The 9117-nt window shown below is 55.9% G+C and carries 11 protein-coding genes; 8 read left to right on the plus strand and 3 right to left on the minus strand.

Translation table 11 applies throughout. The features are described from left to right. On the plus strand, positions 1-287 hold a 287-nt coding region (gene tnpA / locus QQL28_RS44930; RefSeq protein ID WP_284276250.1), incomplete at its 5' end, for an IS200/IS605 family transposase. Between the two features lie 363 nt (positions 288-650). Here tnpA and QQL28_RS44935 read toward each other — a convergent pair. Both QQL28_RS44935 and QQL28_RS44940 read right to left on the minus strand, forming a co-directional pair. Next, positions 651-2093 carry an ATP-binding protein gene (locus tag QQL28_RS44935; protein ID WP_284276252.1) on the minus strand — a complete coding sequence of 481 codons (1443 nt, stop codon included), beginning with the start codon at positions 2091-2093 and terminating at the stop codon, positions 651-653. A gap of 198 nt (positions 2094-2291) precedes the next feature. Beyond that, positions 2292-3290 (minus strand): Fic family protein, encoded by a 999-nt coding sequence (locus tag QQL28_RS44940; protein ID WP_284276254.1) that lies wholly within the window; start codon positions 3288-3290, stop codon positions 2292-2294. A gap of 354 nt (positions 3291-3644) precedes the next feature. Here QQL28_RS44940 and QQL28_RS44945 point away from each other — a divergent pair, with 354 nt between their 5' ends. The 7 genes from QQL28_RS44945 (at position 3645) to QQL28_RS44970 (ending at position 8203) form a co-directional block, all read left to right on the plus strand. Beyond that, positions 3645-3998: a helix-turn-helix domain-containing protein gene (locus QQL28_RS44945; protein WP_284276255.1), complete on the plus strand. Its 354-nt coding sequence runs from the start codon at positions 3645-3647 to the stop codon at positions 3996-3998. Further along, the gene (locus QQL28_RS44950; protein WP_284276257.1) at positions 3985-4614 is read left to right on the plus strand and encodes a HipA N-terminal domain-containing protein; all 630 of its coding nucleotides are present in this window, start codon (positions 3985-3987) and stop codon (positions 4612-4614) included. The genes QQL28_RS44945 and QQL28_RS44950 overlap by 14 nt, the downstream gene beginning before the upstream one ends. Beyond that, positions 4608-4820: a hypothetical protein gene (locus tag QQL28_RS46430; RefSeq protein ID WP_431309734.1), complete on the plus strand. Its 213-nt coding sequence runs from the start codon at positions 4608-4610 to the stop codon at positions 4818-4820. Before QQL28_RS44950 ends, QQL28_RS46430 begins: the two co-directional genes overlap by 7 nt. Then, positions 4814-5335 carry a HipA domain-containing protein gene (locus QQL28_RS44955; RefSeq protein WP_284276265.1) on the plus strand — a complete coding sequence of 174 codons (522 nt, stop codon included), beginning with the start codon at positions 4814-4816 and terminating at the stop codon, positions 5333-5335. The genes QQL28_RS46430 and QQL28_RS44955 overlap by 7 nt, the downstream gene beginning before the upstream one ends. 171 nt (positions 5336-5506) lie before the next feature. Then, positions 5507-6094, plus strand: coding sequence for a hypothetical protein (locus tag QQL28_RS44960; protein ID WP_284276259.1), 588 nt, complete (start codon positions 5507-5509; stop codon positions 6092-6094). Positions 6095-6273: 179 nt separating this feature from the next. Then, complete coding sequence (locus QQL28_RS44965) at positions 6274-6480, plus strand: cold-shock protein (protein WP_284276267.1); 207 nt, start codon at positions 6274-6276, stop codon at positions 6478-6480. 670 nt (positions 6481-7150) lie between these two features. Further along, positions 7151-8203 (plus strand): alpha/beta hydrolase family protein, encoded by a 1053-nt coding sequence (locus QQL28_RS44970; RefSeq protein ID WP_284276261.1) that lies wholly within the window; start codon positions 7151-7153, stop codon positions 8201-8203. A 337-nt stretch (positions 8204-8540) separates the two neighbouring features. On the opposite strand, the gene QQL28_RS44975 is transcribed toward QQL28_RS44970, so the two are convergent. Continuing rightward, positions 8541-9117, minus strand: a 577-nt coding sequence (locus QQL28_RS44975; protein ID WP_284276263.1) for a MarR family winged helix-turn-helix transcriptional regulator, incomplete at its 5' end; no start/stop codon positions are given.

Genomic DNA, 9117 nt, shown 5'->3' on the forward strand with positions numbered 1-9117 from the left:
TCCGAACGCTTCGGGACCTGCGGTCGATCTTCGCGAAAGTCTGCAGGGATTCTGAGGCAGAATTGATCGAGTGCGATGGCGAGGACGACCACGTGCATCTCTTGGTTAACTACCCGCCGAAGGTCGCGCTCTCTAAATTGGTCAACAGCCTGAAGGGCGTTTCGAGCCGGTTGCTGCGCGAATGGCGGCCTGAAGTGCACATGCGCGGCCGCGACGCCGCGTTGTGGTCGCCGTCCTACTTCGTCGGCTCGTGCGCAGGTGCCCCGCTATCTATCATCGCCGAATAAGTTCAGTCCCAAAGGCAACCGCGGCGCCCGGGGAGGCCTTACAACCTCCGGCGCTGCCGGAGCCGCTATCCCTCCCCAGCCTGAAGGCCGGGGCATCTCGCGGAGGATTAGGTGAAGTACGAGGAGACGGAGTCCCCAATGAAAGTCTCGAGCAAGCTGCTCGCGTACCGGCACCACTTGACCATTTCACTGGGAATGCAGCCCTTTCTGTCAAATGACGTGACAACAGAGGGAATCCCGCTTTTCTCAAAGTGAGCGACTTGACCGCGGAAAAGAAGGTCACCCGGCAGGTCGGCCAAAGCTTGGCGAAGTTCAGCAGTAGATGTGTTTCACGATGAATGGGCATAGGTGTCAGCTGCTAGTTTAAAGAGGCGGCGTAGAGTTCCCACCGGGACGAGGGTGCGAACGTCGCACCAATTCATCCAGGCCGATTAGCTGAATCCCTCTATCCACGTTCGCGACTTCCTGCAATTCGTTGGAAAAGCCCTTTCGGGCGAAGAAGACCAGATGTTTCGCTCGCGCCTCTTCAGCATATCGGATCTTTGCAATAGCTTCTTCAAGGTGTTTTCGAATGGATACGCCAACGGTCGAATTTTCCCACTTGCACTCACCGTAGACGGCCGACCCGTCGAGCAAACGGCCGGCAACGTCAATTTCGAAGTCGCTGCCCCAGATGCGGCCTATTTCAGAGGCTGGGACGCCGAAACGTTCTTGTGCGTGGTCGCGAAGATGATCTCGGGCGATCGTCTCAAATGCAGGTCCCATATAGTCGTTGAGCAGCGGTTGTATGTTCCGTACCCAGACGTCAGCTCCGAAGCCGCGGGCCAAGGCGCTGAGATTGGGCCTAATGAACCGATGCCAGAATTTGAAAAGTGGATCTTGCAGAGAGTATCTGTGATTGCGAGCGTGTTCGTCGGCGTCCAGCGAGCGTTCGCGCATGATCACCCGCATCTGCTGAAGCCGGACTAGGTAAGGCGAGAGCTGGGTTACCTCTTTAAGTCCTGGGACCCGAGCGACGATTTCTGAAGCCTTGGTTGCGCCATCAGCGATGGCGGCTGTAATGCTTGCATAGCGACGCGGCTCGTTGAGTTCGGAGCGAAGCAGGAATTCTGGCTCGTCTTGCAACGGAGCTGAGGGAGCGAGAAAGAGACGCTCAACGTTTTCCGCCAGCGACTGCGGCGGGTCGCACAAACTGAGATAGTACGGAATTCCCCCAAGGATGGAGTAGAGCATTATCTGGTGGGCTGGCTCCCATTGCGGCACGAACTCGGCCGCCTCCCTTAACGGCATAGGGAGGATCTCGCGGGCTAGCGTCTTGCGTCCGTACAGGGGGTTGCGTTCGGCGAGGAGTTCTTCCATCTGCGAGATCAGCGACCCGCAGAGGACAATTTTCAGGGCCCCGCCTTCCGCAACCTTGGAGTCCCAAAACTTCTGCATGACGGAAGGCAGCGCGGAGTTTCCGCCAACAAGATAAGGAAATTCGTCGAGAGCTAGGATCAGCCCTTTCTTTTGCTCGGCCCGTCGGGCGACATAGTGAAGAACACCGAGCCAGTCGGAAATTGCCTCGAGTACTGGGTCTTCACCAAGAACGCGCGATATCTCCTCCTTCAAGGCCGCAAGATTGAGGGAGTCGTCGATCAACGTGGCCTGAAAATAAATTGCCAGCCGGCTGCGGGAGGCTTGCTGAATCAGCGTGGATTTTCCGATGCGCTTCCGGCCATACAATATTACCAGCGAAGCGCGCCTCGTGTCGAACTCGCGCTGAAGCACTTCCAGGTCTTGGCCTCGACCGATGAACTCTGTCATCTTGAATTCTCTGTCTATAATCCAAATTATAATAATCTTGATTATAGAAACTTTCAAGCATGCAGCTTTAGATTTAACGTCCCAGGGCAAGCGGCGAAGTTTCGCCTCGGCACCTCAAGCTTATGCCGCCCCTATCCGAATCCTCCCTGGTTATGCTCTTGGCTATTCGGCTTTCCGTGTAGAAAGTGCCACGCTGGCTCACATCGCAAAGGATCGCGTCGGCGCCTTGAAGCGGTCGAAAGCCTCGAGCACCTCGTCGGCGTGAAATAGACGATTGCGCCGAGCGTCCTCGGGCACGCTAACGATCTCCTCGCCCTGTAGCGCACGGACGGCGGTATTGGCTGCGGCGAAGCTGACGCTTAGGTCCTTTTGGACATCCCTGACGGTGAATACCGGCTTCGAGATCGCATACGAAACAAGCCGATGGACGACGCTGTCGCTTCTGGTTTGCGCGAAGCGGTCCTTCCAACCCGCTTCAATCGCCTCCAACCTATCAAGACGCGCGATATTCGCGTCGGCTGTTCTTCGCAGGAAGCTCAGCATCTGACGCACGTAATTCGTCGTATTGCCCGAAATCCTGGCGTCCTTCAGAGCGTCGATGTAAAGCGATTTATCCTCGTGGACGGCCTCTCCGAAAAACGCACAAGCTGTACTGGTGAAGACCTTGGCTTTCAGAACGATCGGTACCAAAAGCCGGCCGATGCGCCCGTTTCCGTCCGAAACCGGATGGATGTGTTCGAACATCCAATGGGACAGTATCTGCCGGACTAATTCGTTCGTCCCGTCGTCCGAAGCCAACGTGAAGCCGCTCCAGTCCGACAGGGCGGCTCCGACCGAAGACGGTTTCGTGTAGCCGAAGAACGCAACAGCCTCGTCGGAGTCCCGAACGTAGTTCGGCAATTGCTTAAAGGCGCCCGCGCGGGCGGCGAGCATCTGGTTCGAGTTGCCTTCGAACAGTCTCTTATGGATCTTGAGAACCAGTCCTTTGAGATCGCCGTGTTCGAGGCTTTCGTCCATTCCGGCAGCAGCAGCAGCAACAACCGCCGCGTCCTCGCGGTCCGGCGCGACTCGTAGGGCACTTTCATATTCCATCAGATCGGTGAAAGTGGTCGTGGAGCCTTCCGCTCCGGACGAGTGTACGGCATCCAAGCGGGCGAACAAACGACCGACCGTCCCTCTCTTGTCGAGAACGGTCAAGCGCCGGTCGAACGCTCTGAGCGACGTTAGAGCGGGATCCAAAAGGCTGTAGACGTCCTCCAGACGTGGGAAGGGAGGTGGGTTTGGCTTGAATAGGCGCCGACCCTGCTCGTCGTACTCGAAACTGCCGGAAGTCATAATAGACACGCTCGCTGTTATTGTTTGTAGATATAGCATATAATAATGTAAGTTATGATTATGACTTAAGGTTTGGCTTTACAGCCGTCCTTGTCGCATGAAATTGTTTCTTTGAGGTATAATTTTACCTTATATTATCTTATAAGATAATCTTGTTGCGATGGATTTATCTCTTAAGTAAAATTCCGGCGAAACTTATTCTATAAGTGAATCGCCATGGAACAAAAAGGAACTCGCGAGCGGTTGGGCTCCCAGCTGGCGACGGCCCGCCGGCGCAAGGGATGGACCCTCAACGATCTGGGCTATCGGACTGCGAACGCAGCGAGCCGGCTAAGTAATATCGAGCACGGTAAGCTCAACGCGACAATCGACGCCTTGGCCCAGGCAGGCGAGGCCGCTGGACTGACGCTGACTTTCGTCCCCGCCGAAAAACTGGAGGCGGTCATGGCGTTGGTCGACGGGCCGCCAGCTGAGACTGCGTTTCCGGCGGTCCGAAGCGCGCACGAAGAGCTCTTCATCCCAGATCCCTCCGATGAGGAGGAGAGCGTGAAGCCATATGGCCGTCCTTAATCGTTCCGGCATCCTCGGTATCTTCTTGCGCCCCCACCCCGACCAAGAGCTCCGGGTGGGAACGCTGGTGCGCGATGCGAGCGGTACCGTCACGTTCGAGATCGACGAGGGATATATCCGACTTGGCAGTGCCCGCCCAATTGTTAGCTTGGCGTGGCATGGCGCCACCGAGGAAGAATCGCTCAAGCGCCTGCGGGACAGAAGGGACAAGATTGCTCATGGGCGGTACCTGCCACCATATTTCGACAATCTGCTGCCAGAGGGAGCGCTTCTTGAACTTGTCGAGAGGGAGTTCGGTACGGGCTCCTTCGACAACTACGATTTACTCGCCAGATTGGGCGGGGATCTTCCCGGCGCTGTTGTCGCGCAGCGCGAAGCCGGTGATCCGCCTCCAAGCCGTCCGGCCCGAGAAGATCCGCAAAGTCTGACAAGCTCAAAGCCCATCAGCTTCTCGCTGGCCGGTGTGCAGCTGAAATTCTCGATGCATGCAGACAAGCGGCGGCCTGCAACGCCCGGCGCCGACGAGAGTGGTGACGCTATTCTCAAGCTTCCGAGCTTGGAGTTTCAAACCTTGTCGAAAATGAGTTCTCGTCGCTGCAGCTTGCCAAGCTGGTAGGCGCGAACGTCTCCGAAGCGCGGCTCGTTGATATCGAGTCCATCGAAGGCGTTCCGCCAAAGTTCAAGATAGGCAAGTACGCGCTCTCAGTACGTCGTTTCGATCGTGCGCCGGGTGGGGGCCGAATTCATGCCGTGGATTTCGCGCAGATGCCGGCACCATCACCGATCAGAAGTACTTTTGGTGGAACCAGGATACCATCCTGAACACGTCAAAGCGGTTTTCTGAAGATCCAATTGGCGATCCGCTTGAAGCGCTTCGTCGACTCGTCGTCGATATCATGATTGGCAACTGCGATGGTCACTTAAAGAACTGGTCGTTCATATTGCCCGACGGGCGTCATGTACGTCTGTCGCCGGCTTACGACATTGTGTCTACACTGACCTATGGATCTGACACAATGGCATTGAGGTTCTCAGGTACGAAGGACCCGAAGATCGTGGACACGAACCGTCTTCGCCGCCTCGCCCCTCTCGTCAAAGTAGATCCCAAGCTCCTCATCCGGGAGATGTGGCAGACCGCGATCCGAGCCCTCGACACCTGGCCTCAAGCGATGAAGGATCTGCCCGCGTCGGACAAAATCAAGAACGCCATTCTGTCCCGGCTCGGCGAATTGGCACTGGTGCGCGAAGTCAGGTCAACGATGATACAGGGTCACGCACCCGCCGCCGAGCCGGCGCAGGAAACCAACGAGCAGCCGACTTCGGCGCCCAACTCCTAGCCATTCGTGCAATTCGTCGTCGGCAGCAGCAAACAACATTAAATCGCTTATGTCGAAAGCGCCTCGCGCCAAGGGCTATTGAACGACTTACAATAAAAGTTGGCTCGCAGGTGAGAGACTCGCCCACGTGTCGGATCGAACTGAGCCTTGCTACAGGGGCGAAGCCGCATTTTGCCGGCAAGGAACGGCTCTTGCGCGGCGCTGAAAACCTTCGCGGAAGGCGACGCCGCACCCGTTGCCTTGATCGAAGGTATTTTGGGTGACGCTCATCGCAAGGTTTCATGGGAAGGGCGCACCTATCAAGAAGCTACTGGAATTTGCGGTCGCGTCAGCCGTGGCAAAGGCGCGGCACCCGGATACGCTTTTGTTTCCCGCCGCTTTCGCTCACTATTTGTGATCGCACACGTCAACTCGGCGCTCCTTTCCGAGATCAAAACCCTTCCCGGCTTTCCACTCTCGATTTTCGACATGCAACACCTTCGGATGTTTTACATACTTGGCATCACTAGCCGGCTAGAAGTGCCCTGCCGCCAGCGGCGCAAAAAAGATCAACACTGCGGCGCAAGCGCGCCGACCGCATTGATCCTGAAACTCCACAGACTGACTTCAGCCTTGGCTCACGCATCGCGCAACTCTTCATTAAGAATCTTTAGAACTGCGTCGCGGGGGATTTCTTTTTGTCCGCCGTTTTCCGCCGGTCGTCAACCAAGCGCGACTTTTCGGACGCGGCTTCTTTTGATGAGGCTTCTGAAAAGCTGAGAGCCAAGCAAGTCGATTATCGTCGAGTATCGATATTCTACCATCGCCAACTCGAGACGGCTTTCGCCAGCAGACGGGCCTTCGGCCTCCGCCCAGCACCACGCATCTGGTACCTGGCGGTCTTGATGCTCAGCAGGAACTCTGGCTATATCCCGCATGTTCAATTTGGAGTTACTTTGGTGGCAATAGGTACTGTGAAATGGTTCAGCCCGACTAAGGGCTACGGCTTCATCAAGCCAGATGACGGCGGCCCCGATGTCTTCGTGCACATCCGTGCCGTAGAAAAGGCCGGCTATGCCGAGTTGGCAGAGGGTACTAAGATCAGCTACGCGACAAGGGTCGGACATTCTGGCAAAATTTCCGCCGAAGATCTCCGACTTGGATAATCTGGCTCGCGCGAACATAAAGGCAGCCCAACCATTCGTCATTCTGGCTCCGCCTCCGGCTTGTCCGCGAGGCGTAGGTACGGCCTCAGCATATCCCCCCGGAGCCGCTGAGGCCGTTTCCTTGTCTGGCGCTGTGATTAGGCGTGCTGCGCAATAGGAGGCGAATTGTGTGAGTGCTTCCGCAGACGACTACGTTGAAGCATCTTGCGGCGCCTTCTTTTGCTTTTGGCTCGAATGTCAGGTCGTCAGCCCTCCAAAGGCAGCCTGGTCTAGAACTCTCCAACGCATCATCAGAACGGCTTTCAGACACGCTATTCGTTTTTCTAATTCGCGCATTAGGTCCGCTTCATCGTGGCATTCGCGCACCAGTGATACCATCATTGTCGTCTGCAACTCCTGGCGAAAGTAGTCCAGGCCACTCATTCCAAGGCGTGCGAGCTGTTCGCTCGAACCTACCTTGAGTCTCGGATTGTCTCGTGCAGCGGAAGGCTGACGCTTAATCCGACGAAAAACTGCACGCTCGCGCGACCAAAGCAGAATTTCGGCGACACCTGGCGCAATACCGAGAAGTTTTCTCCTGCGTTGCCAGGTACAATTTGCGGCACGTGGAGCTAAGCTGGCATTTGCAGAACCGGCTATCCATTGAGATCCGCACTAAGGGGCGAATGGGATGGACGGCACTGCGTGGCCTCAGGTGAGGGGCGATCTTTCATCCACACGATGGGGCGCCTCGGCGTTCCTCAACAATCTCGAAACCGCCTGCACAACCATAAGTCGAGCTGAATGGGTCGTAAGATGGTTAAACATCGGAGACGCCCACTGCCTTCTTGGTGATGCCAATACAGAGAAGGGATACTTTGGTGAGGTGGCAGAAGATTGGCTATGCGCGCTAACTGCCTTTGAAGTTGCCAGGCGACTTGCTTGTGAAGACACTTCAAAAGTTGGAGAGCTTTCGGCTAAGATCGATGCCGTCCTTCAAAAATTCGGAAAGCTGGGGCCGAAGGTCGAGCGAGTAAAAATTGAGTGCTGCGATCAATTTGAGATTTCAGCTCACTACTTGCCCGCTGGCGATCGCAGTTCAAGCGCCCCAGCAATTGTTTGCATTAGCACGGAAGGGGAAACAGCGACGACACTGCTCGGAAGGCTCCTGCCTGTCGTGATGAATAGAGGCATGTCCGTCCTTGTGGTCGCTTATGATGACCTCTCAGATACTGAACGCAGTCAATCGGACATGCTCTTGTCTTGCTGTGTGGATTACTTATCAGCCCGGTCTGACGTTGATGCCGCTCGTATTGGCGTGTACGGAGATGGGTTGTCCGCTGCCCTGGCAACCGACCTCGCAGCATTTGACAGTCGTGTGTCCGCCGCGGTCTGTGATGGCGGTCTTTGGAATTGGACTCGGATGCTGGCGTCTGTCGACTGGCTCACCAGAGCTGTCGATGTGCCGGATGAGCAAGTGGTTTCAGCCCGTCGCTTGCGATTGCTCCGGCAGCTGAGATGCCCAGTTCTCGTGGTGGCTGGTGGACGTGGCATCGTCAGTGCAGGGGAAGCAGTGAAACTACTAGGTGATGGCGCCGGTGCACCCATTGATCTGCAGTTGGCGATACCGAGGATGATCACAATAGACGGAGAAGAGGTCGAAAATTTCGTGACTGCCGACGACCGTATCTTCGGCTGGCTTGAGCATAAGCTTGTGCTGAATTCGCTCTCTAACCATTGTTGAGTTGCACAGCAGCGAAAACCTTTGTGACCCGCGCTGCTATATGGCGTTCAAGCCATAGACGATGTCTCCATCAAGTCGCTTCCCAATTCTCAGGCTGAACCAGCATGCGGCGGTTGACTGCAGTCTCGATAGACATGGCAGCTGATAACGCCCGAACAACCTGGTGTCGGTTGTAGAAGATCCGTAGCCTAGCCTTCCAATCCAATTGCACCGCCACGCCCATCCTCGCGCGACACTTCGTGCCGTTACGAGATTGGGCGGTGGCAGCCGCAAGGCGCTCCGCGGTCCAAGTGGTGCCAAGCGAGCAAGCTGTGATGCTTGCTCAGGACACGTAATTCTACAATATCCCAATGCTGAGCTTTTGAGATGCCAATCGGCTATTTTTCGCAATCAAGATGAGCCGTTTGTTGACGTAGTGAAGAGACTCCTCGTCCAGACCATCAAGCATTGTGGCGTTGAGGGATTGTCTTTTGATTGACAGCTTCCGGATTTCCGCCTGCGCTTTTTGAGTCAGCGATATTCGCAGGTATCTCGCATCATCAGGCGAGGTCACGCGGGAAAGGAGTTCCATTGCTTCCAGTTTCTTTGTTTGGTTGGTGACGAAGGCGGGATGAATTCGCAGCTTGTTCGCAACAGCTATCCCTGAGACTCCTCGGCCTTCATCGAGTTCGTCGACGGCCATCAAGATCAGCCATTGCGGTTCGGTTATGCCTAGTAGCTGAGCCCAAGTCTTGTGTATTTCCTCGAGTTGGGAATTGACCTCGACAATATTCCAGATGAAGTCACTAACGGCTCGATCGAGTTGTTCTTTCACTTGCATGCCGATTCCGAGGGCATCGCGCGCACCGTACCGAGTTGATGGCGTGCAGGGTTCCGAAATGATCGCGCGCGGCGTTCCGAGCATTCTCCGCGCA

It is taken from the genome of Bradyrhizobium iriomotense (genome assembly GCF_030160715.1).
Classification (GTDB): domain Bacteria; phylum Pseudomonadota; class Alphaproteobacteria; order Rhizobiales; family Xanthobacteraceae; genus Bradyrhizobium; species Bradyrhizobium iriomotense.